This is a genomic window from Pseudovibrio sp. Ad46 (assembly GCF_001623065.1).
In the GTDB taxonomy this organism is placed as follows: domain Bacteria; phylum Pseudomonadota; class Alphaproteobacteria; order Rhizobiales; family Stappiaceae; genus Pseudovibrio.
Genome location: NZ_LMCG01000049.1, coordinates 140,924 through 164,404 on the forward strand (window position 1 = coordinate 140,924; position 23,481 = coordinate 164,404).

Here is a 23,481-nt window from a genome sequence, read left to right on the forward strand (position 1 = left end):
GATCAGTGTTTGACAAAGTGTAAGTATAGACTTACCGTAAGTTATGGCTTACGAAGAGATTCTTCACGCTTTAGCAGATGACACACGCCGCAAGATCTTTGAGGATCTTCGCGCGGGCCCTAAGAATGTCAAAGCGTTGTCTGAAACAAAAGGCGTCAGCAGACCAGCGGTCTCCCAGCATCTGAAAGTCTTACAGAGCGCTGGTCTGGTGGAGGTATACCAACGCGGAACTTCAAGGTTTTATGCGCTTAGGCGTGAAGGCATCGCGCCCCTGCGTGACTACCTTGATCAGTTCTGGGAGGGTGTTCTGGACGCTTTTGCAAATGAAGTTGCCGACCAGCAGGAGATGGGGAATGATTGCACCAGTGATGAAGATGATCAAAGTGGACTGTAGTCCGGAAAAGGCCTTCAAGGTCTTCGTCAACGACCTGAGCAATTGGTGGCCAACACAAACTCACTCTGTTACCGCAATGAATGGCGGAGCGCTGCCCGACGTCTTTTGCGAGCAGCAGGAGGGTGGCAAGCTCTATGAAGTGGCAAAGGACGGCACCCGCCACGACTGGGGCACCATCAAGCTTTATCAGCCCGCCAAAGCCCTTTCTATTCTCTGGCACATCAACAACCCAGAGAGTATGGCAACCTGTGTTGACGTGACCTTTGAAAACGACGGGGAGGGCACAAAGGTTGTCCTCAGCCACCACGACTGGGAAAAGCTTGGAGAAGTCGGCTCTGCAATGCGCGAGAACTACAACAATGGCTGGGTGAGCGTGTTTGAGACGCACTTCAAGGATGCATGTAACGCCAGTGTTGCCTAGCATTCTAACCCTCGCCGACTTGCTCAGCGAGGGTCGCATTTTGCAGTTTTAACCCCGCCAATTCAAAAGGGCCTTTTCGGCCTTGCCAATCAGCCAGCTGACACACAGTCCCAGAATGGAGAGCATAGCAACACCCACGATCAACTCGTCGGTTGCAAACAGTGATCCAGCCATCAGAACATAAGCGCCGATACCATACTCAGCGCCAATCATCTCTGCTGCGACGAGCAGAATGATGGCGATACTGGCAGAAATACGCGCGCCAGAAAGGATCGCGGGCAGGGCTCCGGGCAAAATGATCTTCCGTACAATAGAAAGCCAGCTCATTCCGAAGGATTGCCCCATGCGGATAAACCCACGCTCCACATGGTCAACCCCGCCATATGTGGCGATAACTGTTGGAAAGAAAGTGCCAAACAGGATCGTCGCAACCTTGGACCCTTCGCCGATGCCAAACCAGATGATAAAGAGTGGCAGCAATGCGATTTTGGGAATTGGAAAAAAGGCTGAAGTGAGTGGCAGGAGACTGGCGCGTGCCAGAGAAAACAGCCCAATCAACAACCCAACCAGAATACCGAGTGCAGTTCCGATGCTCCAGCCAAACACAAGGCGGTAAAGGCTCGTGCTTACATGCTTCCAGAGCAAACCAGAGTGATAAAGGTCTAAAAACGCCTGAAAGGCCTCAGAAGGGGCAGGCAAAACCAGATTACTGATAAACCCGGTCCGTGATCCGACCTCCCAGAACGAGACAAGCGCGAGAAACACTAAGGGAGCGACAAAACGGATAGGGTGTGGTTTGAACCCACCACCGCGAAACGGAACTTTCTTTCGGTTGGCCTGATCAGACATCAGCCAGCTCCCTATCCGCAGCAAGAGCCTCATCACGCATCATCTGCCAAAGCTGCTGTTGAACATCTTCCAGCTCTCCAGCACGGTCACGGCGTTCCTCAAGCGGCATACTGATCTCCACCACCTCTCGTAGCTTGCCGGGGCGACGAGACAAAACAGCCACTTTGTGCCCAAGACGTACTGCTTCAGCGAGATTATGCGTCACATAACAAGCTGAGAATTTCTCTCTCGCCCACAGCTCCACCAGATCATCCATCAGGAGCTCTCGCGTCTGGCTATCCAAAGCAGAAAGTGGTTCATCCATCAGCAAAAAGGCCGGACGTACCGCAAGTGCCCGCGCAATAGCCACACGCTGCTTCATACCGCCGGAAAGCTGGCGCGGAAGTGCCTCACGAAACTCTGAAAGGTTAGTGCGGGCAAGCACATCTTTAATGATAGCCTCACGTTCCTTTGCAGGCAGCTTGTGGTCCTCAAGCACCAAAGAAATGTTCCCGGCAACAGAGCGCCATGGTAGCAACGCAAAATCCTGAAAGATGTAGGTGAGGGGATTGAGAGACCCTTCTGGTGCTTGACCTGCGATATAAGCGGCGCCCTTGCTCGGCTCTTCAAGTCCGCCCATCAGACGCAGCAGCGTAGATTTTCCGCAACCGGACGGACCGATGATCACGGCAATCTCGCCGGGCTCAAAGGTCAGATTGATATCATTCAGAACCTCGACAGAGCCGTAGGCATGCGAGAGATTTTCAATGGAAATTTGCATGTAATCCAACCGGATTAAGGGAAAAGGCATTGCCCACCCGCAGCGGGCAATGCGTGTGTTGGATTAGAAGGTTTCGACGAACTTCACATCAACCAGCTTGTCGAGTGTTACACCTGCTGGCACCAGCTTTTCGCTCTTGAACCAGTTGAGCTGGTCTTCAACACTCGCCATGTTTAGCGCAGCACCTTCGTTAAGACGCATCGCTCCATTGCGAATGGATGGAGCAGCTTTCTCATATGAACGATCAGCATAGACGTACTTATGAATGAGCTTCACCATGTCTTCAGCCGCCGCATCTCCTGCGGATTTGTCCACCAGAGTCGCGTTAAAATCAGCTGCGCCTTTAGAGTAGGCACCAAGGAAGGTCTTTACCAGCTCAGGATTACTATTAATGTTCTTCGCGGAGGTAAAGACAGTGGTCACCTGATAATTCGGTACATAGTCAGAGACTTTGCCGATCATTTCCACTTGTGGGGACTTGGCAAGGCCTTTTGCGATGTGGGGAACAATAGACCACGCATCAATCTGACCACTCTTCAGCGCACCAATCACAGCGCCTACTTTTTGGAGTGGGCGAATCTTGATGTCTTTGCGCCCAAAACCTTCTTTATCTGCAATCTTATGTGCCATGTAATGGAAAGACGAGCCTGCTGTCGTCACACCAAAGCTCTTGCCTTTCAGATCAGCCGGAGTTTTCAGGCCTGCATCAAACGCAGCTTTTGAGGCAAGGATCATCTGGCCGTCAATGCCAGCTTCTTCCTGTAGTGCGCCACCAATCACTTTCACAGCGCCCTTATCGGCAAGACTGATCAAGCCACCGGAAATTGCGGTAAGGCCGAAGTCCACATCGCCGGAGGCGATAGCAAGCGCCATTGGTTGTGCTGCCTGAAAGAACTTGAACTCAACTTCCAGACCAGCCTCGTCGAAATAACCCTTTTCAAACGCAACAAAATTCGCCGCATGAGAAGTGAAGCGCAAGGCGCCGACAGTGATCTTCTCTGCTGCAGTTGCTGTAGTCGCAAACGTTCCTGTTAGAACCGCTGCGCCCATCAAAACGCCGCTTAAAATACCGCGTACCTTCATCTTTATCCTCTTTAGTGAACCTTGAGAGCAAACTCTCGTCAATCAAAGCGTAATCCCGAAAAGTGGCAACTGTTCTCCGGTAGGATACGCAGTAAAGATCTTTTGCAGTCTATAGATCCCTATGGAAAATGACTGCGTCAATCACTTCAATCGTGCATAGATTAGTCATATAACGCAACCCGGCGCACATGAGACTTGCAATATTCTCAATCTGAATAGGTTCACGTTCACTATCCAGCGCATTTATATGCTGCAATTCCACAACAATGCGACCAAAGATGCTTCTAGGTTTCGTGCAGATAAACCATCTATACAAAATTCTAGGAGAAAGGCCGGAAGTGATCGCTCAATCCCGGCCTTTAATTTAGTCCAATTGATGAATTCAATTTGGTCAGAGAGTCGATCTAGCCACCGGTAAGAAGTTTGGCCATCACATTTTCAATAATCTTGTGACCACCGTCTTGATCGAGGGACATGATAGACTCTGGATGGAACTGAACAGCGCCAATAGGCTCATTCTTGTGTTCAATTGCCATGATCACACCGTCTTTGGTCTCTGAGGTTACCTCAAAGCAATCTGGCAACACATCCCGTTTAGCAAACAAGGAGTGATAACGGCCAACACTGACAGGTGAACTCAGCCCATCAAACAGCTTGGAACCGTGACTGAAGGAAACAAGAGATGGCTTGCCATGCACAGGCACATCAAGCTGGTCAAGTTCACCGCCAAACGCTTCAGTCAGCGCCTGCAGACCAAGACACACACCAAAAATTGGCAGCTTGCGTGCACGGGCCCGTTCGATGGTAGCCCGGCAGTCAAAGTCCTTCGGAGAACCTGGGCCTGGGGACAACACGACCAGATCCGGACTAACCTGATCAAAGACGTCATCTAGCACTGGACTACGGTAAGTCACAACCTCAGCGCCTGTCTGACGGAAGTAATTTGCCAGTGTGTGCACGAAACTGTCTTCGTGGTCGACGAGTAGAATCTTCTTGCCTTTGCCCGGTTTAGCCTTAACCACTTCCTCTTCAGAGGTAAGCGCAAGTCCAGCTTCGCGAACCGCAGCAATCATCGCAGATGCTTTCAGCTCAGTCTCAGCTTCTTCATCCTCTGGGATGCTGTCATAAAGCAGCGTGGCACCTGCACGGATCTGAGCTACACCATCCTTGATGCGAACTGTGCGCAGGGTCAGACCTGTGTTCATATCGCCATTAAACAGCACAGCACCGATCGCACCGCCATACCATGCACGAGAACTCCTTTCGTGATCCTCGATAAACTGCATAGCCCAACGCTTCGGCGCACCAGTAACAGTTACAGCCCATGTATGAGAAAGGAACGCATCCAGCGCATCCTTGCCATCAAGCAGAGTGCCTTCGATGTGATCCACGGTATGAATCAGACGAGAATACATCTCGATCTGACGACGACCAATCACGCGGACAGACTCTGGAACACAGATGCGGCTCTTATCATTCCGGTCCACGTCAGAACACATGGTCAGTTCTGCTTCGTCTTTGGCGGAGTTCAGCAGCTTGCGGATTTGTGCTTCATCTTCAATCGCGTTCTTGCCGCGGCGGATCGTGCCAGAAATCGGGCATGTCTCCACACGGCGACCACCAGTCACTCGCACATACATCTCAGGAGAGGCACCAACCAGATATTCGGCGTTGCCTAGGTTGATGAAAAAGGAATAAGGCGAAGGGTTGATCTGCTGCAAACGGCGAGAAACAGCGGATGGTGGGTTTTTGCAAGGCTCATAGAACACTTGTCCCGGAACGGTCTCAAACAGATCACCGCGCTTGAAATAATCGACTGCAGAGCGCACCAGATCAGCGTACTCACCCGGTTCATGGTCACCCCGTGCTGGAGTTTCAGTCGCTGCTTTGTAGGGTGTTTCTTCACCATCACGCGGCAGACCGTCTGTCGTTTTGGCATTGAACTCAAAATCGTATTCCAGCACATGGGCTTTACGGCCATAGTGGTCAACAATCAGGATTTCATCGGGCAGAAACAACACCATGTCCCGCTGGTCGTCAGGACGTTGCAGCTTCTGATTAATCGGCTCAAACTGGAACGTCAAATCATATCCGAATGCACCATACAACCCGAGCTGATCGTCGTCACAGGAAAACAGATCAACAAGTGTACGCACCACGGAGAAGGTTGAAGGCTGGCGGGAACGCTCTTCCTCTGAAAAGGCTCTGTCCGGCGTCTTGATAGTCAGATCAATGCGGTACTCATCTGCATTGAAATCTGCGATATCCTCGTGACCATCCAATGCGCCATGAACGGCAGGCATCAGCACGCGCCCACGCTCGTTTAGCGCTTGAATGGTAATCTTGCGATCATTGGATTCAATCAGCAGCGGTGGGTTGGCCAACGCCATATCCCAGCGCGTGTAGCGGCCCGGATATTCGTAGGAAGAGGAAAGCACAGCACCGCGTTGACGGTCCAGCCTGTCCATCCATTCGCTTGTACCAGCGGCATAATCAGCATTTCGGCTTTTACGGCGGATGATAACGCCGCCTTTGCTCTTATAAGTCCGTTCTGCCGTAATCGGCATGGTCAATCCTCCGGGTCGTGCACACCTGTTTCCGATGTTTGCGAGGCGGTAGATACAACAAAGCCGCCTGCAGAAAATGCGGCGGCTTGGAAATTACAGGTCAACAAGACATGCGTGTTCAGCCACCGTCACCGGCGCCACCACCACAGCATGTTTTGTACTTGCATAGTCATCATGCGATTTTCATAACCTAAGGAGCTCATAGGTGCAACTCCTGAAACAAAATTGCACCCAGCAATGAAAAGAAGAGCCCTTCAACCCATCGTGAAGAGCTCCCCATCATCAACTTAAGCACACGCGTGCTGGATCAGGCGGTCTAGGAAACCGTCGCACTTGTCGAGTTCGGACTGTTTGATGTACTCGTCCGGTTTATGAGCTTGCTCGATGCTACCTGGGCCACACACCACGGTTGGGACTTTCAAAATGGTCTGGATCAGGCCAGCTTCCGTGCCATAAGCAACTTTTGCATGATCATTGCGGCCAGCCAGTTTCTTCGCCAAAACAGTCACATCCGCTTCCACTTCCGTATCCAGTCCTGGGATCTCAGAGTAAGGAATGAGCTCGATATCTGCTTTTTCAGAAACTTGGCGCATTTCAGGAAGAAGCTCTTCTGTGGCATAACGCCTGATCTCATCCATGCAAGCCTGAAGGCTTTCAGTTGGCAGCACGCGGAACTCAAATATGACTTCGCAGTGTTCCGGCACAATGTTGAGTGCTGTGCCGCCCTTCATGACACCTGTGTGAGCCGTGGAATATGGCAAGTCAAACAGATCATCGCTCGGGCCCGCTGCCAGTTCCCGTGCCATCTCTTCAAGTTTTGCAACAAGACGAGCGCCATAATGCACGGCGTTTACGCCCTGTGGTGCAAGGGAGGAGTGGCAGGAAAGGCCGGTAAACACAGCGCGGTAGGAGGCTTTGGATTTATGTGCCACCACAACCTGCATTTCAGTCGGCTCACCAACGAAACATGCTTCCGCCTGAAATCCTTCACCTGCAAGTTTGTACAGCACAGGCTGAACGCCAGTACAACCAGTTTCTTCGTCATAGGAGAACATCAGGTGAAACGGTTTGTTCAGCGGCGCCTTGAGCATCTCTGGCACTTTGGCAAGAGAGCACGCTACGAAGCCTTTCATGTCGCAAGAACCGCGACCGTAAAGCAAGCCGTCTTCCTCGCGAAGGGAGAACGGGTTACTGCTCCAGTCTTGTCCTTCAACCGGCACCACATCTGTGTGACCTGAAAGAATGTAACCATCGGCCCCATCTCCGCCGATCGTTGCAAACAGGCTCGCCTTCTCCCCTGTCTCGTCTGGCAGAATGGAAGAGGAGACCCCCAGATCATTAAGATACTCTTCGATCCACTTGATCAGGGGGAGATTGGTTTTTGCGCTGACCGTGTCAAAGCTAACCAGCTTTGCAAGGACTTCTTGGCTTGTCATTGTCATGGAAATTTCTTTCAGGAAATCGGAATCGTGAGTTCTGACTATAGAAAGAGAAATCCATAAGGAAAAGTACGTTTACGAGCTTTCGTTGACATGCCGTAGCGTTGTTTCGCCTTTACCCCACAGCCATGCTGCTCCGCGCACACCAGAGCTGTCGCCGTGTTTGGCCTTGCGGATATCAAAATCATAACCATCAGAGAAAATGTAAGGACGCATCGCAGCAGGAAGATCCTTGTAAATCTCCTCCACGTTGGACATTCCACCAGCGAGTACAAAACAGTCCGGATCTAAAATGTTGGCTGCCATCGCCAAGGCGCGGCCTAAGCGGCTTACATAACGCTGATAGGTGCCCATGGCAGCTTCATCACCAGAGCGCATCAACTCAATGATCTCACGGCCCTTAAGAACCTTGCTGGTGGCATTCTCATAATCCCACTGGAAACCTGTGCCAGAGCACAAAAGGTCAATCGTACCGTGGTGTCCGGTCCAGTTGAGCGGCCCTGGGAACTCGCCTTCCTGCATCCACGGCACAGTAACGTTGCCCCATTCGCCGCCAATGCCGTTAGCGCCTTTATGGGGACGTCCATTAATCGCAATGCCTGAGCCACAGCCAGTGCCAATGATGATGCCGTGAACAACTCCGCATCCTGCTCCCGCTCCATCAATGGCCTCAGATACCGCCATGCAATTGGCATCGTTTTGAATGCGCACTTCACGGCCAAGCGCATCTGTAAGATCTTTATCGAGAGGTTTCTCGTTCATCCAGGTGGAGTTTGCGTTCTTAACCAGCCCCGTGCTGGGCGAGATAGAACCCGGAATGCCAATGCCCACTGTGCCGACTTCGCCAGTCGCCGCCTCCGTTGCAGCAACCAGTCCGATAACAGCTTCTACGCAACCCTGATAGTCGTTCTTGGGAGTTGGAACGCGTTTGCGAAACAGTTCTTCACCTTCGTTAGAAAGTGCCAGCGCTTCAATTTTAGTACCACCCCAGTCAAGTCCAATTCGCATGTTCCAGTTATTCCCCCATTACAATCATAAAAGGCATTCGCCTCTGTATTCTTTGTTCTTTTCTGGATTAGTCACGTCGCTGGGGCATTTCAAAAGCACCCGCGTCGTTTCCATCCAATGCATCCAGCTGTTTGCCGTAGCTTTTAAATTTTCTCAAAATCTCTTTCATCTCAGTTGGAGAAAGAGGTGCAGGTTCTCCCAGAACCAGCGCAGACAAGTACTGATCAGCCAATGCTTCCACTTCACCGGCAAGGCCAAACGCTTTGTGCAGCGATGGACCAAAAGCGATCTGTCCATGATGTGCCAAAAGGCAAGCCTTCCGGTCTTCTAGCGCATTGATCATTGCTTGAGATAGGGCTTTGGTTCCGAACGTGGCGTAATCTGCGCATTTGATCTGATCACCGCCAGCAACAGCCACCATATAATGAAAGGCCGGAATGCCTTTGTTATGGGTTGAAAGCGCAGTCGCTCTGGCTGAATGACAGTGAACAACCGCCTCTGCTTCTTTGTAGTGCCGGTAGATGTCCATATGCATGCGCCACTCGGACGAAGGCAAGTAATTCCCAAAGTATCCGCCTTCAAGATCCATGAAGACAATCTTCTTGATCTCCAGGTCTTCGTAAGGAATGCCAGAAGGGGTGATGAGCATACCGTCTTCATATCGTGCACTCACGTTGCCGGAGGTTCCATGTGTCAAACCAGTGCTTTGTAAAGCACGCGCCGTTCTTATAACTTCCCGGCGAAGCTGGTTCTCAGCTGTTGTCATAACATGTCTCCGATAGCTGTAGCCTGAGCAAATGCAAGGCTAGCTGCACTGGTTTGCTTCAGGCAATAGCGCTCAATGCGTATCTTTGTTCTCTTTTTCTCTGCGCCTGCGCAAGGCTTCGTTGAGGTCTGGTGCTGCAGAAACAAGGATACGTGTGTAAGGATGTTTGGGATTGGAAAAGACTTCTCCGGTTGGACCTTCTTCAACAATACGGCCTGCGTTCATCACAATCACCCGGTCAGTGATAGCCTGCACAACAGAAAGATCGTGTGAAATGAACAGATAAGCCATACCTAGCCGATCACGCAAATCTGCAAAGAGATCCAGAATTTGTGCTCTGATGGAAACATCAAGCGCAGAAACGGGTTCATCCGCGACGATCAGGCTTGGATTGGTGACCAGCGCACGCGCAATCGCGATACGCTGCCGTTGTCCGCCAGAAAATTCGTGCGGATATTTGTTGGCATCTGCAGAAGAAAGCCCCACGCTTTCCAAAACCTCATGAACGCGTTTTTTACGTTGAGAACGAGACAGTTCGTTGCGCATGAGGTGCAAAGGCTCACCCACGGTACGTTCAACCGTATGCCGCGGATCAAAGCTTCCATAAGGATCCTGGAACACGGCTTGAATACCCAGCTGCAAATCCTGACGGTCTTTTCGTGAAACCGAGTAAGGATCTTTGCCAAGAAACTGGATATGACCAGCGTTCGGAGGCGTCAGTCCCAAAATAGTGCGTGCAAGGGTGGATTTACCGCATCCACTTTCACCCACCAGACCCATGCTCTGACGCGGGGCGACGTGGAAGGAGACATGTTGCACGGCTCGGTGCCACTGTCTGCGTGTGAAGATGCTGGCGCGAGGGAGAGGATATTCCCGCAGCACATTGCTCACCTGCAAGAGTGGCTGTGTGACCTCGTCAACTGGCTCTTGCCGTGGAACAGGTACGTGGTTGGAGGCTTCAAACAGCTTCTTGGAATAGGGGTGAGAAAGGTTGTCGAACAGCTCGCAAGTCGGGCCGCGCTCAACAATCACCCCGTCTTTCATAATCGCAACAGTGTCCGCCATGTCAGCAACAACTGCCAGATCATGCGAAATGAGCAGCATGGCCATCTGTTCTTTGCGCACGATGTCTTTCAGCAATGTCAGGATCTGCGCCTGAACCGTCACATCAAGTGCGGTGGTCGGCTCATCAGCAATCAACACCTTGGGCTTACAGGCGATGGCAATGGCGATGACAACGCGCTGCCTCTGTCCGCCGGAAAGCTGGTGAGGGAAACGATCAATCAAACCATATTCAAGACCAAGACCAACCCGTTCCAGAACATCGATGGTCTGGTCCATCGCTTCCTTGCGCGTAAGACCCTGGTGCCAGCGAAGGCCTTCAGCAACTTGCTCGCCAATGGTGCGGGTTGGGTTGAGAGCGGTCAGCGGCTCCTGAAAGACCATAGAGATGTCTTTGCCACGTACATGGGTCATCTCTGTATCTGTAGCGCGCGTGAGGTTCTTGCCCTCAAACATCAGATCGCCAATCTGATGAGCACCCTCTGGTAAAAGCTGCATTGCTGAGAGCGCACTCATGGATTTACCAGAGCCACTTTCGCCGACGAGACCGAGAATTTTGCCCTGCTCAAGGTCAAAACTCACATTGCGCAGGATCGGCTTGCCAGAAATGGAAACGCAAAGGTCAGTGGTGGAAAAAACAGAGGTCACGCAACTCTCCTCCGCATCTTGGGATCCAGCAAATCCCTAAGCCCATCGCCAAGCAGGTTAAAACCAAGAACGGAAAAGATAATCGCAAATCCCGGATAAAGCGCCAGTTGTGGTGCAAAGGCAACCATGGTCTGGGCCTCGTACAACATGCGGCCCCAACTCGCCATGGGTGGTTGCGTCCCCAAACCAAGATAGGAGAGGCCTGCCTCTGAAAGGATTGCAAGAGAAAGCTGAATGGTTGCCTGCACGATCAACAAATTAGCAATGTTCGGAATAACGTGTTCCAGAGTGATCAAAAACGAGCTCTTGCCGGAAATGCGGGCGGCAAGCAAAAACTCGCGTCCTGAAAGAGACAAGGCGCCACCGCGAGCAACGCGGGCAAAAACCGGAATATTGAAGATGCCAATCGCAATTACAGCGTTGATTGTTCCTGGTCCAAAAATGGATGTGATGAGCACGGCGGAGAGCAGAGACGGAAATGCGAAAATCAGATCATTGGTGCGCATCACCAGTTCTTCCAGAAAACCCTTTTGGGCCGCTGCCAGTAGTCCCAATGGCACGCCAATCAGCATGCCGATGCCAACGGCAATCAGCGCTACAATAATGGAGGTGCGGGCGCCAACCATCAGCATGGAGAAGATATCGCGACCATACTGATCCGTCCCAAACCAGAATTCAGAACTCATCGGCTTAAGACGCTTGGAAACATCCAGAACATCGATGGCATAGGGTGTCCAGAAGACGGAAGTAACCCCGGCAATGAGAATAACGAGAGCAAGCACTGCCCCGATAACGAAAGAACGACTGTGAAAGGCTTTCTTCCAGATGGAGATTTCGTCAAAACTGGCAAGCGGCGGATAACTTGGGAGTTCCTGATTCATGCACGTCGCCTCAGTCTCGGATCAATGGCTGCGTAGGCGATGTCGACAAGGAATGTCACAAAGATTGTAAGAGCAACGAGCAACATGACACTGCTCTTCACTACGATCAGATCGCGCTGAGTAATGCCTTGGAAAATCAGACGCCCTAGGCCTGGTAGGTAAAAGAGGTTTTCAATAATCACCGTACCTGCGATCAGGAAAGAGAACTGAAGACCCAGAATAGTCAGGACCGGAATAAGAGCATTGCGTACGCCGTGTCTCCAAAGCGTGGCTTTGTTGGAGAGCCCTTTGGCACGCGCTGTGCGGATATAATCTTCATGCAAAACATCCAGCAAGGCTGAGCGCATCACGCGGGCCAGAATACTCGCTTGGGGGAGAGCCAGCGCGATAACGGGCAACAAGAGCGCCTGCAATGAGCCGAAGAAGCTCACATCCCAACCCGGGAAACCACCAGATGGTAAAACCCGCAGCACGATCGCAAACACGTAAACCAGCAAAATGGCAATCCAGAAGTTTGGGATAGCAATGCCGATCTGGGCAATGGACATAATACCTGTGTCGATGACCTTGCCATGATAGCGGGCAGAGTAAACGCCGATCGGTATAGCAATGATTGTCGAGAGGATCAGTGCGCCAGTTGCAAGCGGAAGGCTGACCTGAATGCGTTCGCCGATCAGTTCAGAAACCGGAACTGAATATGTGTAGCTCACACCAAATTCACCCCGCAACATGCCCAGTAACCAGTTCACATAGCGGGTGGATAAAGGAGCGTTGAGGCCAAGTTCAGCGCGCAGAGCTGCGAGTGTGTCAGGCTGCGCATTCAGCCCAAGCATCACTTCAGCCGGATCACCGGGAATAACCTCAAGCACAACGAAGATGACGAGGCTTGCGGCCAGGAGAGTTGTCAGTAAGCCTATGAGACGAAGGAACGCAAACCAGAGCATCGGACAAATCCGCTAAACCAATCAAACTTGCGTTGCACAAGCAAATTGCACAATGAGAGAAAAGGGTTACCCCTAAAGTAACTGTCAGTTTGGCAACCGCTTAAACCATATAATTTGGAATAGCAATTGAGAAGGACTGCGATTGCGGTTGCAACCGCAGTCCTGTGCAAATATCTACGTGTATTTGCTATGTGTTTTTAGTTATTCGCCCAATAGACCTGCGACAGATCGTTACCCGGTGTAGGGGAGTTTCGCCAAAGCCCCTTCACATTGGCATTCCACACAGCAGATTTCGCCAACTGGAACAGGTAGACGTTCACAGCATCCTCGGAGATGACTTGCTGTGCCTGCTTCAAAAGCTCATACCGCTTCTCTTCGTCAACAGTCACATTCAGCTCTTCAATCAGTTGTTTGAAAGCATCACTGTTGTAGTTGAAGTAGTACTTATCGCGCGCATAGATACCAATATCCATCGGCTCAACATGAGAAACGATTGTGAAATCGTAATTGGTTTCCTTGAAGACCTCGGAAAGCCACTGCGCCCATTCAACAGGCACGATCTTCAAATCAATGCCGATCTTCTTCAGATCGGAGGCAATCAGCTCACCACCACGACGGGCATAGGTCGGTGGTGGCAGTTTCAGCGTTGCGCTGAAGCCATCTGGATACCCAGCTTTGGCAAGAAGCTCTTTCGCTTTTGCCGGATCATAAGGGTAAAGCCCTGTCAGATCATTATAAGCGGGATGGTGCGGAGCAAAGTGCGTTCCAATTGGCGTACCAAGTCCAAACATTGCCCCGTCAATCAAGGCTTGCTTATTGACCGCATGCGAGATTGCCTGACGCACGAGCTTGTTCTTGAGCGGGTCGCGAGTGTTGTTCATCGCAAGGATGGTTTCACCCTCAGTCGTGCCAATAGCAACTTCAAAGCGTGGGTCCGCTTGAAACTGAATAATGGTTTCTGGAGCGGAAAATGTCGGGAACGCATCCAGATCGCCAGAGATCATTGCAGCAAAGGCGGCATTGGGATCAGAGATGAAACGGAAAGAGGCTTTATCCAGCTTCGGTTGTTCACCCCAATACTGGTCGAAACGGGAAATCCGAATTTCCTGCCCCTTCATCCAACGGTCAAACTTGAACGGTCCGGTGCCCACAGGCTGCGTCTTGTTCGTCTCAGCCGTTTTAGGAGATACAATTACCGCATCGCCCCAAGCCAGATTGTAAGCAAGATTTCCGCTTGGCGTAGTGAGCTTGATGTCAACGGTTTGCGGATCTACGACAACCACATCAGAGATCGCTGCAAAGAGCGGCTTCTGGGCATTTACGCTGCCTTCAGCGCGAGCACGATCCAAGGAAAACTTTACGTCATCGGCAGAAAACGGCGTTCCATCATGAAAGAGGACACTCGTCTGCAAATGGAAGCGATAGGTCATGCCATCTTCGCTCACATCCCACGATTTGGCGAGAGAGGGCAGAACACTTCCGTCTGGCCCGATACGTGTCAGGCCTTGAAAAACGTTTTGATAGACCACTTCATCGATAGCAGCTGCAGCCCCTGCAGTTGCATCAAGATGCGGTGGTTCGAGTACCATTCCCAAAGACAGGGAAGATTTGGCTTCAGCAGAACCGTGCGCACCTGTTAGTGCAGCAAGGACGAGGGCCGCGCCTCCGGCAAGGCAAAGCAGCTGGCTTTTTAATGACTTTGCATGCATTCCATTCCGTCCCTTATACTTTAAGAGTGCACGTGATCAGACAGTGTTCTTGTTATTGGTCTTGCATCAGGCTCCGTCAAAAGAGAGTACGCGGCCAGTGCCATCACTTTGGCGCTGTCAACGAGATCCTCAATTCCAACAAATTCGTCCGGCCTATGCGCCATTTCAAGTTTGCCTGGACCATACGCAATACAATCGTGCAAGTGGCCCAATCGTGTTATGTGCTTCTGATCATAAGTCCCCGGAGAGACAACATATGATGCATCCTTTTGAAGCACGTCTTTAATTCCGCCTGCAACAGCGCGAGCGACTGGGGAGTCCTTCTCTGCCATCACGGGGAGAACTTCAAGGAGATCCTTAAGTTCATATTCGAAATTTCTACGTGTTTTACGCAGATTTTCTAATATTTCAACTATCTCTTGTTTCACATCCTCCAGCGGCTCCTCAATCAGGAATCGACGATCCAGTATGATGCGGCAACTATCTGCAACGCAAGGGGAGGGAAGACCATCGTGTCCTTCATCCTGCCCACCATGTAAAGAATTGATATTTAACGTGGATGATCGGGCGCCCGGAGGAATAACCGGCATTTGTGTTTGTTTTTTGCTGAGCGCAGGGTAAAGCTCGTTTTCCAGCACATTCAGGAAAGCACTCATGTGACGAATTGCGCTGTCACCCAAAAACGGCATTGAGCCGTGAGCAATCGAGCCGCGCGTCTCAATTTCACTCCACCATACCCCTCGGTGCCCAAGACAAACCTGATCTTTGTGCAAAGGTTCAGGGATGATCACATGGTCGACACGCGGTTTGGAAAAGTAGCCATGTCTGGCAAGATAAGCCACACCGCCAAGGCCGCCGGATTCCTCATCAACCGTTCCTGATATCTCGATGGCACCACAAAACTCAGGGAAACATTCAATCAGACTCTCTGCCGCGATTATGGAAGAGGCCAGACCGCCTTTCATATCACAGGCACCGCGCCCAAAGACCTTTCCGTCTTTTACCACGCCAGCAAAGGGATCAACCGTCCAGCCATATCCCACCTCGACAACATCAATATGGGAGTTGAAGTGGACACAAGGGCCGGGACCGCGACCTTCATAGCGACAAATGACATTGATACGCGGGTAACGGTCAGAGTCTCCGGGGGTGCTCTCTCCTCTGACATACTCGACAGCAAAGCCTTTACGCTTCAAGCGCTCGCCGATGAACTCTGCACAGGGACGATAAGCTTCTCCGGGAGGATTGATTGTCGGAAAAGCTATCAGGTCACGAGTGAGCGCAACAAGCTCATCCACTTTCCGCTCAACGGATTGGCTTAATTCCTCCCGCATCTTCCCCCCAGAACAAATGCTTAAATGAATTAAATGATATCGTGACCGTTCCCAAATCGACTGAATACCCCTGAAAAATAATGGAGTATCTCGGAGCGCGCAGACTGGTAAAAAGCCTTAATTATTTTCGAGAGAATGTGTGGAACACTGAAACTCCACGTGTTTTGAGGGTTTTGGGCTACAGCATCTAAGTTTACGAATAGTCTATTCGTTTGTTTGAAAGTGATCCTGAAAATATGACTGGCAATAGCATAAGCAAAATCACACCTGTGATTCTGTCGGGTGGGTTTGGATCTCGCCTCTGGCCTCTGTCCCGTAGAGAAAGGCCAAAACAATTCTTGCCAATCTTTTCAGGTCAAAGTCTCTTTCAAAAGACATGTGAGCGTGTCAGCTCCCAGCAGTTCCATGCACCGCTGGTTATCTCAAATCAAGACCATCGCTTCCTGATCGGTGAGCAAATGGCCGAACTTGGGATAGAGCCACAGGCTATCGTATTGGAGCCATGCGGACGAAACACGGCTGCTCCCGCTGCACTCGCTGCACTCATGGCGCTTGAAACAGATAAAAACGCAATTGTCCTCCTGTTACCATCAGACCATCTGGTCGCTGATGATAAGGAGTTCTTGTGTGCTGTCGATGCCGCTCATGCAGCCGCTGAAGCTGGTCAGATCGTCACATTTGGTATTGAGCCAAGTGAACCCAACACCGGATACGGCTATATAAAACTCTGTGAAGGCGGCGCTTCCGTCCGCAAAGTTGATGCCTTTGTCGAGAAACCTGATCTGGCAACGGCTGAAGAGTTCCTCAAGGACGGCAACTACCTTTGGAATGCTGGCATCTTCATGTACTCCGCAGCTGCCATGCGCGACGCCTTCTTAAAACACGCGCCTGACATCTGGGAGCAAGTTGCTAAGGCCTCCAATAACGCACGACGCGATCTGGACTTCCTGCGGCTTGAAGAAGAAGCCTTCGCTCAGGTGCGCAACATCTCCTTCGACTACGCGATTATGGAAAATGAAGAGAACGTCGCCTGTGTTCCAACTGATCCGGGGTGGAGCGATCTTGGCTCATGGCCTGCCATTTGGGAGTCTATGGCGAAGAATGATGAGGGTAACTCGGCTTTGGGCGAAGCGATCTTCGAACAGTCCAAAAATTGCCTCGTTTATTCTGAAGATGCCCTTGTCAGTGTTGTAGGGCTTGAAGACGTTGTGGTCGTCAACACCAAGGATGCGCTTCTGGTTGCCGCAAAAGATAAGGCACAGGACGTGAAGAAGGTGGTGGAACAGCTGGACAAGGCCAATAGGCCGGAAACCGTACAGCACCGCCGCGTGTACCGTCCATGGGGCTGGAGCGAGCGCATCTCTGAAGGTGAGCGCTTCCGCGTCCAGTCCATGATGATTGAGCCCGGCAAAGGCCTGACCTTGCAGCGCCACATCCACCGTGCAGAGCACTGGGTTGTTGTAAGTGGCACGCTGGAAGTGACCATTGATGGAAAAGATGAGCTGATTTCAGAAAATCAGTCCGTGTTTGTCCCGCTTGGCGCAAGGCACAAGCTACAAAACCCGGGAAAAATCCCGGTTCGCATGATCGAAGTCCAGTCCGGCGCATACATCGCCGAGGATGATATCCTGCGAGTATAACGTGAATTTGAAAACCGTTGGGTGAGAAACGTCTCACAACCAAACGGAGTTTGATAAAAGCGTCACGTCTCTGCATTACCAGTGACCTGAAGCTTGTCTAGGAGAAATTATGTCAGTTAAGCCGGTTTCACAGCTAACGCCAAACACCTTGGCCTATGAAACGACACCGTTGGTCAAGCCGACCGGTTTTCGCGAGTACGATGCACGCTGGCTCTTTGAAAAAGAGATCAACCTGAAGGGCATTCAGGCGCTGGGCGAGGGACTTGGAACCCTCATTCATGAACTTGGCGTACGTCCTGAGATCGTTACTGGTCACGACTTCCGCGGCTACTCCGCATCCATCAAGATGGCACTGATCACCGGCCTGATGTCTGCAGGCATCAAAGTGCACGACATCGGCCTCGCCATGTCTCCAATGGCCTATTACGCGCAGTTCGATCTGGATGTCCCATGCGTTGCCATGGTCACCGCGTCTCACAACGACAACGGCTGGACTGGTGTGAAGATGGGTGCAAACCGTCCACTGACGTTTGGTCCGGAAGAAATGGGCCGCCTGAAAGAGATTGTGTTGGAAGGGGCCAGTGACCTACGCGGTGGCGGAGCTTACGAATACCATCCTGATTTGACCGATCGCTACATCGCAGACCTCACAGAACGCGAAAAGTTCAAGCGTCCAATCAAAGCTGTCGTCGCATGTGGCAACGGCACCGCAGGTGCGTTTGCTCCGCGTATTCTCGAAGCGCTGGGCGTAGATGTTATTCCGCTGGATTGCGAGTTGGATCATACCTTCCCGAACTACAACCCGAACCCGGAAGACATGAAGATGCTTCATGCGATCCGTGACAAAGTGCTGGAAACCGGTGCTGAAGTCGGTCTGGGTTTTGATGGTGATGGTGACCGCTGTGGTGTGGTCGACAACGAAGGCGAAGAGATCTTCGCTGATAAAGTCGGCGTCATGCTGGCTCGCGATATCTCCGCTCTTCATCCGGAAAGCCAATTTGTGGTTGATGTAAAATCAACCGGCCTGTACCACACCGATCCGGTCCTCAAGGCCAATGGTGCAAAGACTGATTACTTCAAAACAGGCCACTCCTACATCAAACGCCGTGTAACTGAGCTTGGTGCTGTTGCTGGTTTTGAAAAGTCCGGCCACTACTTCTTCAATCCGCCAATCGGTCGTGGATATGATGACGGTGTTGTCTCTGCGATTGCCATTCTGGATATGATGGACCGCAATCCGGATAAGAGCATGGCTGACCTGCGCCGTGATCTGCCAAAGACCTGGGGCTCCCCAACCATGGCCGCCAAATGCGCGGACGAGATCAAGTACGATGTAGTTGATCGTGTGGTTGCGCGCTTCAAATCCATGCATGCTGACGGCGCGAAGGTATCTGGTCAGGATATAGCTGATCTGATCACCGTGAATGGTGTCCGTGTTGTGTGTGAAGATGGAACATGGGGCCTTGTCCGTGCATCCTCCAACAAACCAGAACTGGTTGTTGTTGTTGAAAGCCCGGTCTCAGAAGTGCGCCTGCACGAGATGTTCAAAGCAATGGATGCAGTTCTTCGCGAGAACCCAGAGGTTGGTGACTACAACCAGACACTGGCAGAACTCGCTTAAGATACCACCTTAAAAAACAGACTAAAAAACGCCGACCTGTATGGGGCGGCGTTTTTTGCTTTAGGCGCTCTGCTTACCTTGGGCAGGTTAGTAACCAGCGAAGTGGAGCAGGTCCACGATGTATTTGCGCATTGCAGGGCCATGTGGTGCGGGTAGGCCAACAAGAGCATCGTAAAGGCGGACCTCACTATCACACAGCTGTTTATCGGTTGGATCAGCAGCGAAAATGCGGCTTAGGGAATCCATTGGATACACCTTCATCAGCGTATCAAATGCCGGGTTCGCAGGCAGATACAAATCTGCATCAGTCGGCTTATCCGCAGGCTTGCCAATCACACGCACTTTCTTCTGCGCAGGCTCAGCGGTGTAATGGATCACGAGCCCATCGTCCTTGGCTTTAACCTGAGCATCCGCGAGCAACTGGAACAGCGCGAGCCCTTCCTGCGTACTTTCGCTCTCCACCACGGCGTAGCTGTCCAGAAACGCACCAGTGGAACCGGAAAAAAACTGAGCACAAACCAGCTCACCTTTGCTTTTCTTCAGTTTTAAGGTGAGAGCACGTTTGGCCTTGAGGACGGTGATGATCTTATCGTCATCAGCATATTTTAGCAGTGGGCGATAAACCTGAAGTGCGCGGTAAAGCAAGTCATGCAGACGCTTAGCCAGCCCGCGCTCATCTGCCCCTGATTGAATCTCTTTCTCAATCTGGCTCTGCAGGTCCTTGTAAAGATTCGGAAATTCAATCTTGATCACAGGCAGGGAAGGGATATCCGGTGCAAGAGTATCTAGGAGAACCTGCTGACCTTTGCCATCAGCTGCATGGCTTTCCTGTGTGAGGGATCCGCCAAAATCAAAGTAAAGCAGGGTCGCGACAATCGCGACAACAATCATAGGAACGCCAACGAACTCCGCAAGCTTACCAATCATCTCATTTTGCCTTCAAGTTACAGTCGGGAAGTGATCCGCACTGTATATTATAAATTATCAAAAATGACAATTTATAATTTTAAAGGCTTAATTCGGATTCCAAATCAAAGCGTTACAGATGATTTCTAAAGAGATCTTTCTCCTGCTTTACCAAGTCACCAATGAAATCAGAAACCGCTTTAATACGGCGCAGGTGCCGTGCGCTTTCATGGGTGACAAGGTAATAGCTGCGCGAAATACGACGTTTGGGAAGCACTGGAACGAAATCATCATTGCCATCTGCAATGAATCCGTGAAGGATTCCGATCCCGCTACCAGCTCGTACTGCTTCAGTCTGGCCAAGTGCACTGGCACATTCCAGGCGAGACTGCCAGTCCTTGGAAAATTCTGCGGAGTAGTTGAGCGAAGAGGCAAAGATCAAATCGTCCACATAGCCAATCAGGCGATGTTCTTTCAGCTCTTCCTCGTTCTCCGGCAGCCCGTAGCGTTCGGCATAAGCGCGAGATGCATAAAGACCCAATGAGTAGTCAGTCAACTTGCGGCTCACCAGGCGTCCGTGTTCAGGTTGGCCAACCGTAACTGCCAGATCAGCTTCGCGCTTGGAAAGAGAGAAAGCCCGGTGCAGCGGCACCAACTGGAGCGTAAGGTCAGGATAGCGCTCATTCAGTGCACCCAGACGCGGCGCCAGAAAAGCCACCCCGAAGCCATCGGGTGCACCAATGCGCACAGCACCGGAAAGCTCCACATCCGTCCCACCGATCTCGGCGCGGGCGGAAAGCATCTCCGTTTCCATCGATTCAGCAAACTCAAAGAACCGCTCACCTTCGCTGGTCAGCGCACACCCCGTGGTGCGCCGATCAATGAGCTTGGCCTGCAGAGCAGTTTCAAGCGCGGAAAGGCGGCGGGCAACCGTTGCATGGTTGAGGCCAAGCCGCTGTGCAGCGCCCAAAATCTGTCCGGAGCGCGCCACAGCAAGAAACACTCTTGCATCATCCCAGTTCATGATTTTTGATAGCTCCCAGTCCACATGCTGCACGGATCGTACTTTAATTTTTGCACAACGGTTTCGGATATTATCTCATTGATATGCGAAAAATATAGTTCATGCTAGGGGCATAAAGAAATTCGCTCGCAGACCTGTAAAACGCATGTGTTTGCGGGCCGCAAGAATAGACCTGGAGAGGGAGGACCTCATGGAAGAGATCGGTCATTTTATCAATGGTAAGCGCGTTGCTGGCAAGTCCGGCCGCACTGCAGACGTTTTCAACCCTGCAACCGGTGAAGTAACTGCAAAGGTTGCTTTGGCAACTGCAGCAGAAATGCAGGAAGCTGTCGCCGTCGCTGAAAAAGCGCAGCCAGCATGGGCTGCAACCAACCCACAGCGCCGCGCTCGCGTAATGATGAAGTTCGTGACTTTGCTTCACCGCGACATGGACAAGCTGGCATCCAAGCTGTCTGCTGAGCACGGTAAAACACACCCGGACGCTAAAGGCGACGTGATCCGTGGTCTGGAAGTTGCAGAATTCTGCATCGGCGCACCACACATGATGAAGGGTGAGTTCACCGAGGGCGCAGGTCCTGGCATCGACATGTACTCCATGCGTCAGCCACTGGGCGTTGTTGCTGGCATCACGCCATTCAACTTCCCGGCAATGATCCCGATGTGGAAGTTCTGTGTTGCGATCGCAGCTGGTAACTCCTTCATCCTCAAGCCATCCGAGCGCAACCCGTCAGTGCCAATGATGCTGGCTGAGCTGATGCAGGAAGCTGGCCTGCCAGACGGCGTTTTGAACGTCGTGAACGGTGACAAAGAATCCGTAGACGCAATCCTTGATGATCCAATCATTCAGGCTGTTGGCTTCGTTGGTTCCACCGCGATTGCTGAGTACGTTTACACCCGTGGTACAGCTTCCGGTAAGCGCGTTCAGTGCTTCGGCGGCGCGAAAAACCACATGCTCATCATGCCGGATGCTGATCTGGATCAGGCTGCTGACGCTCTGGTTGGCGCAGGCTTCGGTGCTGCTGGCGAACGCTGCATGGCGATCTCCGTTGCTGTTCCTGTTGGTCAGGAAACTGCAGACCGCCTCATCGAGAAACTCATCCCACGCGTTGAAGCTCTCAAAGTTGGCCCTTACACTGCAGGCGACGACGTTGACTTCGGTCCGGTCATCACCCCACAGGCACGTGAGCGTATCCTCGGTCTGGTGAACTCCGGTGTTGAGCAGGGTGCAAAGCTTGTTGTTGACGGACGTGACTTCAAACTGCAGGGCTATGAAAACGGTAACTTCGTTGGCCCTTGCCTGTTCGACAACGCAACCAAAGACATGGACATCTACAAAGAAGAAATCTTTGGTCCGGTTCTGACTGTTGTACGTGCAGAAACCTATGAAGAAGCTCTGAGCCTACCAATGGATCATGAGTACGGCAACGGCACTGCAATCTACACCCGTGATGGTGACACTGCACGTGACTTTGCAAGCCGCATCAACATCGGCATGGTCGGCATCAACGTTCCAATTCCTGTGCCGCTCGCATACCACACCTTTGGTGGCTGGAAGCGTTCTGGCTTTGGCGATCTGAACCAGCACGGCCCAGATGGCTTCAAGTTCTACACCCGCACCAAGACAGTGACATCCCGCTGGCCTTCAGGTGTGAAGGAAGGTGCAGAATTCTCTATCCCAACAATGGGCTAAACCTTCGGATTGACAGTTTGAAAGGCGCTCTTTGGAGCGCCTTTTTTATTCGTTGCTACCAAGAGGATAGGCGCAAGGTGCGGCACCAACCGCGCGGCAGGGTTCATAATAGACAGTGTTGCTGGTGCTTCCGTCATCCCACGTCAGTTGCACTGCAAGGGCTTGCACTGTCCCACCAGGGAACTCCATGACGTACGGCTTATGAATGCTCTGTGCTTCTACGCGGAAGGGGTATTCAGGATCGCAATCAGGAATAGGAAAGCTCTTATCCAGATCCTTGGAGTCAATCGAATACTTAATTTCTTTCAGCCTGCAGCGCAGTGACATGATGGGGGCAAAGTTGATGATCTGCTTGTTGTCCAGAGTCTGGAAGGTGATCCAGCCCTCAGGCTCCAGATCACTTGCCATCGTCTTGAAAATGTCCAATGGCGGAATCACATCATCCCGTTCTGCAGTAAATCCGGCTTTTTCAGAGGCAAAGGATGAGGAGGCAAGGCCCAGGCCCCAAATTGCCGCCAGACACAGGCGGCGAAAAGAGCAAAACATGGCAGGTTCTCTCCTTTTTGTTGTTATTCAGCAATATCAACTCGTTAGTTCGATGTAGGCTGAGAGCTATAAGAGAACTCGGGGACCCTAGCGGAAAGCAGTTAATATTCCCGAAAACTCGGGGATCCATGAGCCATTTTGATTTTTATCGTGGCAGCTCTTCGGTAAAACCCCGTAAACCTCGGCGAA

At 51.7% G+C, this 23,481-nt stretch carries 20 protein-coding genes; 5 read left to right on the forward strand and 15 right to left on the reverse strand.

Going from position 1 to position 23,481, the window contains the following annotated elements; all coding sequences use genetic code 11:
• The first annotated feature begins 43 nt into the window (after positions 1–43).
• Together PsAD46_RS13795 and PsAD46_RS13800 are read left to right on the forward strand one after the other, a co-directional pair.
• The gene (locus tag PsAD46_RS13795; protein ID WP_063307159.1) at positions 44–394 is read left to right on the forward strand and encodes a metalloregulator ArsR/SmtB family transcription factor; all 351 of its coding nucleotides are present in this window, start codon (positions 44–46) and stop codon (positions 392–394) included.
• On the forward strand, positions 354–815 hold the full coding sequence (locus PsAD46_RS13800; protein ID WP_063307160.1) for an SRPBCC family protein: 462 nt from the start codon (positions 354–356) through the stop codon (positions 813–815). Before PsAD46_RS13795 ends, PsAD46_RS13800 begins: the two co-directional genes overlap by 41 nt.
• Positions 816–863: 48 nt before the next feature.
• Here PsAD46_RS13800 and PsAD46_RS13805 read toward each other — a convergent pair whose 3' ends face one another.
• The 12 genes from PsAD46_RS13805 to PsAD46_RS13860 form a co-directional block, all read right to left on the reverse strand.
• Positions 864–1,664: an ABC transporter permease gene (locus tag PsAD46_RS13805; RefSeq protein WP_063307161.1), complete on the reverse strand. Its 801-nt coding sequence runs from the start codon at positions 1,662–1,664 to the stop codon at positions 864–866.
• The gene (locus PsAD46_RS13810; RefSeq protein WP_063307226.1) at positions 1,657–2,424 is read right to left on the reverse strand and encodes an ABC transporter ATP-binding protein; all 768 of its coding nucleotides are present in this window, start codon (positions 2,422–2,424) and stop codon (positions 1,657–1,659) included. The genes PsAD46_RS13805 and PsAD46_RS13810 overlap by 8 nt, the downstream gene beginning before the upstream one ends.
• Before the next feature lie 63 nt (positions 2,425–2,487).
• Positions 2,488–3,507 (reverse strand): ABC transporter substrate-binding protein, encoded by a 1,020-nt coding sequence (locus PsAD46_RS13815; protein ID WP_063293199.1) that lies wholly within the window; start codon positions 3,505–3,507, stop codon positions 2,488–2,490.
• A 404-nt stretch (positions 3,508–3,911) separates the two neighbouring features.
• Entirely contained in the window at positions 3,912–6,074 is a 2,163-nt protein-coding gene (locus PsAD46_RS13820; protein WP_063307162.1) for an anthranilate synthase component I, read from the reverse strand.
• Positions 6,075–6,361: 287 nt separating this feature from the next.
• Entirely contained in the window at positions 6,362–7,516 is a 1,155-nt protein-coding gene (argE, locus tag PsAD46_RS13825) for an acetylornithine deacetylase (RefSeq protein WP_063307163.1), read from the reverse strand.
• A 72-nt stretch (positions 7,517–7,588) separates the two neighbouring features.
• On the reverse strand, positions 7,589–8,521 hold the full coding sequence (locus PsAD46_RS13830; RefSeq protein WP_063307164.1) for an ROK family protein: 933 nt from the start codon (positions 8,519–8,521) through the stop codon (positions 7,589–7,591).
• Between the two features lie 67 nt (positions 8,522–8,588).
• The gene (locus tag PsAD46_RS13835) at positions 8,589–9,287 is read right to left on the reverse strand and encodes a class II aldolase/adducin family protein (RefSeq protein WP_063307165.1); all 699 of its coding nucleotides are present in this window, start codon (positions 9,285–9,287) and stop codon (positions 8,589–8,591) included.
• A gap of 72 nt (positions 9,288–9,359) precedes the next feature.
• Positions 9,360–10,997 carry a dipeptide ABC transporter ATP-binding protein gene (locus PsAD46_RS13840; RefSeq protein WP_063307166.1) on the reverse strand — a complete coding sequence of 546 codons (1,638 nt, stop codon included), beginning with the start codon at positions 10,995–10,997 and terminating at the stop codon, positions 9,360–9,362.
• Positions 10,994–11,878: an ABC transporter permease gene (locus PsAD46_RS13845; RefSeq protein ID WP_063307167.1), complete on the reverse strand. Its 885-nt coding sequence runs from the start codon at positions 11,876–11,878 to the stop codon at positions 10,994–10,996. Before PsAD46_RS13845 ends, PsAD46_RS13840 begins: the two co-directional genes overlap by 4 nt.
• Positions 11,875–12,822, reverse strand: coding sequence for an ABC transporter permease (locus PsAD46_RS13850; RefSeq protein ID WP_063307168.1), 948 nt, complete (start codon positions 12,820–12,822; stop codon positions 11,875–11,877). The genes PsAD46_RS13845 and PsAD46_RS13850 overlap by 4 nt, the downstream gene beginning before the upstream one ends.
• 197 nt (positions 12,823–13,019) lie before the next feature.
• Complete coding sequence (locus tag PsAD46_RS13855; protein ID WP_063307169.1) at positions 13,020–14,531, reverse strand: ABC transporter substrate-binding protein; 1,512 nt, start codon at positions 14,529–14,531, stop codon at positions 13,020–13,022.
• Positions 14,532–14,551: 20 nt separating this feature from the next.
• A complete protein-coding gene (locus PsAD46_RS13860; protein WP_063307170.1) occupies positions 14,552–15,865 on the reverse strand; it encodes an acetylornithine deacetylase/succinyl-diaminopimelate desuccinylase family protein in 1,314 nt (437 codons plus the stop codon).
• A gap of 236 nt (positions 15,866–16,101) precedes the next feature.
• On the opposite strand from PsAD46_RS13860, the gene PsAD46_RS13865 reads away from it, so the two are divergent.
• Together PsAD46_RS13865 and PsAD46_RS13870 are read left to right on the forward strand one after the other, a co-directional pair.
• Positions 16,102–17,505, forward strand: coding sequence for a mannose-1-phosphate guanylyltransferase/mannose-6-phosphate isomerase (locus PsAD46_RS13865; protein ID WP_063307171.1), 1,404 nt, complete (start codon positions 16,102–16,104; stop codon positions 17,503–17,505).
• 109 nt (positions 17,506–17,614) lie between these two features.
• Positions 17,615–19,126, forward strand: a complete 1,512-nt coding sequence (locus PsAD46_RS13870; protein ID WP_063293191.1) for a phosphomannomutase/phosphoglucomutase — start codon at positions 17,615–17,617, stop codon at positions 19,124–19,126.
• An 87-nt stretch (positions 19,127–19,213) separates the two neighbouring features.
• On the opposite strand, the gene PsAD46_RS13875 is transcribed toward PsAD46_RS13870, so the two are convergent.
• Together PsAD46_RS13875 and PsAD46_RS13880 are read right to left on the reverse strand one after the other, a co-directional pair.
• Positions 19,214–20,053: a hypothetical protein gene (locus tag PsAD46_RS13875; RefSeq protein WP_063293190.1), complete on the reverse strand. Its 840-nt coding sequence runs from the start codon at positions 20,051–20,053 to the stop codon at positions 19,214–19,216.
• A gap of 112 nt (positions 20,054–20,165) precedes the next feature.
• The gene (locus PsAD46_RS13880; protein WP_063288218.1) at positions 20,166–21,056 is read right to left on the reverse strand and encodes a LysR family transcriptional regulator; all 891 of its coding nucleotides are present in this window, start codon (positions 21,054–21,056) and stop codon (positions 20,166–20,168) included.
• A gap of 190 nt (positions 21,057–21,246) precedes the next feature.
• Between PsAD46_RS13880 and PsAD46_RS13885 the strand changes: the two genes are divergently transcribed.
• Positions 21,247–22,746 (forward strand): CoA-acylating methylmalonate-semialdehyde dehydrogenase, encoded by a 1,500-nt coding sequence (locus tag PsAD46_RS13885; protein WP_057465938.1) that lies wholly within the window; start codon positions 21,247–21,249, stop codon positions 22,744–22,746.
• Positions 22,747–22,791: 45 nt separating this feature from the next.
• On the opposite strand, the gene PsAD46_RS13890 is transcribed toward PsAD46_RS13885, so the two are convergent.
• Complete coding sequence (locus PsAD46_RS13890; protein ID WP_208980737.1) at positions 22,792–23,292, reverse strand: hypothetical protein; 501 nt, start codon at positions 23,290–23,292, stop codon at positions 22,792–22,794.
• Positions 23,293–23,481 lie beyond the last annotated feature (189 nt).

Excerpts from the sequence above, each read along its gene's own strand:
- PsAD46_RS13795 (WP_063307159.1), top strand. The coding sequence starts at position 44 with ATGGCTTACGAAGAGATTCTTCACGCTTTAGCAGATGACACACGCCGC.
- PsAD46_RS13800 (WP_063307160.1), top strand. The coding sequence starts at position 354 with ATGATTGCACCAGTGATGAAGATGATCAAAGTGGACTGTAGTCCGGAA.
- PsAD46_RS13805 (WP_063307161.1), bottom strand. The coding sequence starts at position 1,664 with ATGTCTGATCAGGCCAACCGAAAGAAAGTTCCGTTTCGCGGTGGTGGG.
- PsAD46_RS13810 (WP_063307226.1), bottom strand. The coding sequence starts at position 2,424 with ATGCAAATTTCCATTGAAAATCTCTCGCATGCCTACGGCTCTGTCGAG.
- PsAD46_RS13815 (WP_063293199.1), bottom strand. The coding sequence starts at position 3,507 with ATGAAGGTACGCGGTATTTTAAGCGGCGTTTTGATGGGCGCAGCGGTT.
- PsAD46_RS13820 (WP_063307162.1), bottom strand. The coding sequence starts at position 6,074 with ATGCCGATTACGGCAGAACGGACTTATAAGAGCAAAGGCGGCGTTATC.
- argE (WP_063307163.1), bottom strand. The coding sequence starts at position 7,516 with ATGACAATGACAAGCCAAGAAGTCCTTGCAAAGCTGGTTAGCTTTGAC.
- PsAD46_RS13830 (WP_063307164.1), bottom strand. The coding sequence starts at position 8,521 with ATGCGAATTGGACTTGACTGGGGTGGTACTAAAATTGAAGCGCTGGCA.
- PsAD46_RS13835 (WP_063307165.1), bottom strand. The coding sequence starts at position 9,287 with ATGACAACAGCTGAGAACCAGCTTCGCCGGGAAGTTATAAGAACGGCG.
- PsAD46_RS13845 (WP_063307167.1), bottom strand. The coding sequence starts at position 11,878 with ATGAATCAGGAACTCCCAAGTTATCCGCCGCTTGCCAGTTTTGACGAA.
- PsAD46_RS13850 (WP_063307168.1), bottom strand. The coding sequence starts at position 12,822 with ATGCTCTGGTTTGCGTTCCTTCGTCTCATAGGCTTACTGACAACTCTC.
- PsAD46_RS13855 (WP_063307169.1), bottom strand. The coding sequence starts at position 14,531 with ATGCATGCAAAGTCATTAAAAAGCCAGCTGCTTTGCCTTGCCGGAGGC.
- PsAD46_RS13860 (WP_063307170.1), bottom strand. The coding sequence starts at position 15,865 with ATGCGGGAGGAATTAAGCCAATCCGTTGAGCGGAAAGTGGATGAGCTT.
- PsAD46_RS13865 (WP_063307171.1), top strand. The coding sequence starts at position 16,102 with ATGACTGGCAATAGCATAAGCAAAATCACACCTGTGATTCTGTCGGGT.
- PsAD46_RS13870 (WP_063293191.1), top strand. The coding sequence starts at position 17,615 with ATGTCAGTTAAGCCGGTTTCACAGCTAACGCCAAACACCTTGGCCTAT.
- PsAD46_RS13875 (WP_063293190.1), bottom strand. The coding sequence starts at position 20,053 with ATGATTGGTAAGCTTGCGGAGTTCGTTGGCGTTCCTATGATTGTTGTC.
- PsAD46_RS13880 (WP_063288218.1), bottom strand. The coding sequence starts at position 21,056 with ATGAACTGGGATGATGCAAGAGTGTTTCTTGCTGTGGCGCGCTCCGGA.
- PsAD46_RS13885 (WP_057465938.1), top strand. The coding sequence starts at position 21,247 with ATGGAAGAGATCGGTCATTTTATCAATGGTAAGCGCGTTGCTGGCAAG.
- PsAD46_RS13890 (WP_208980737.1), bottom strand. The coding sequence starts at position 23,292 with ATGTTTTGCTCTTTTCGCCGCCTGTGTCTGGCGGCAATTTGGGGCCTG.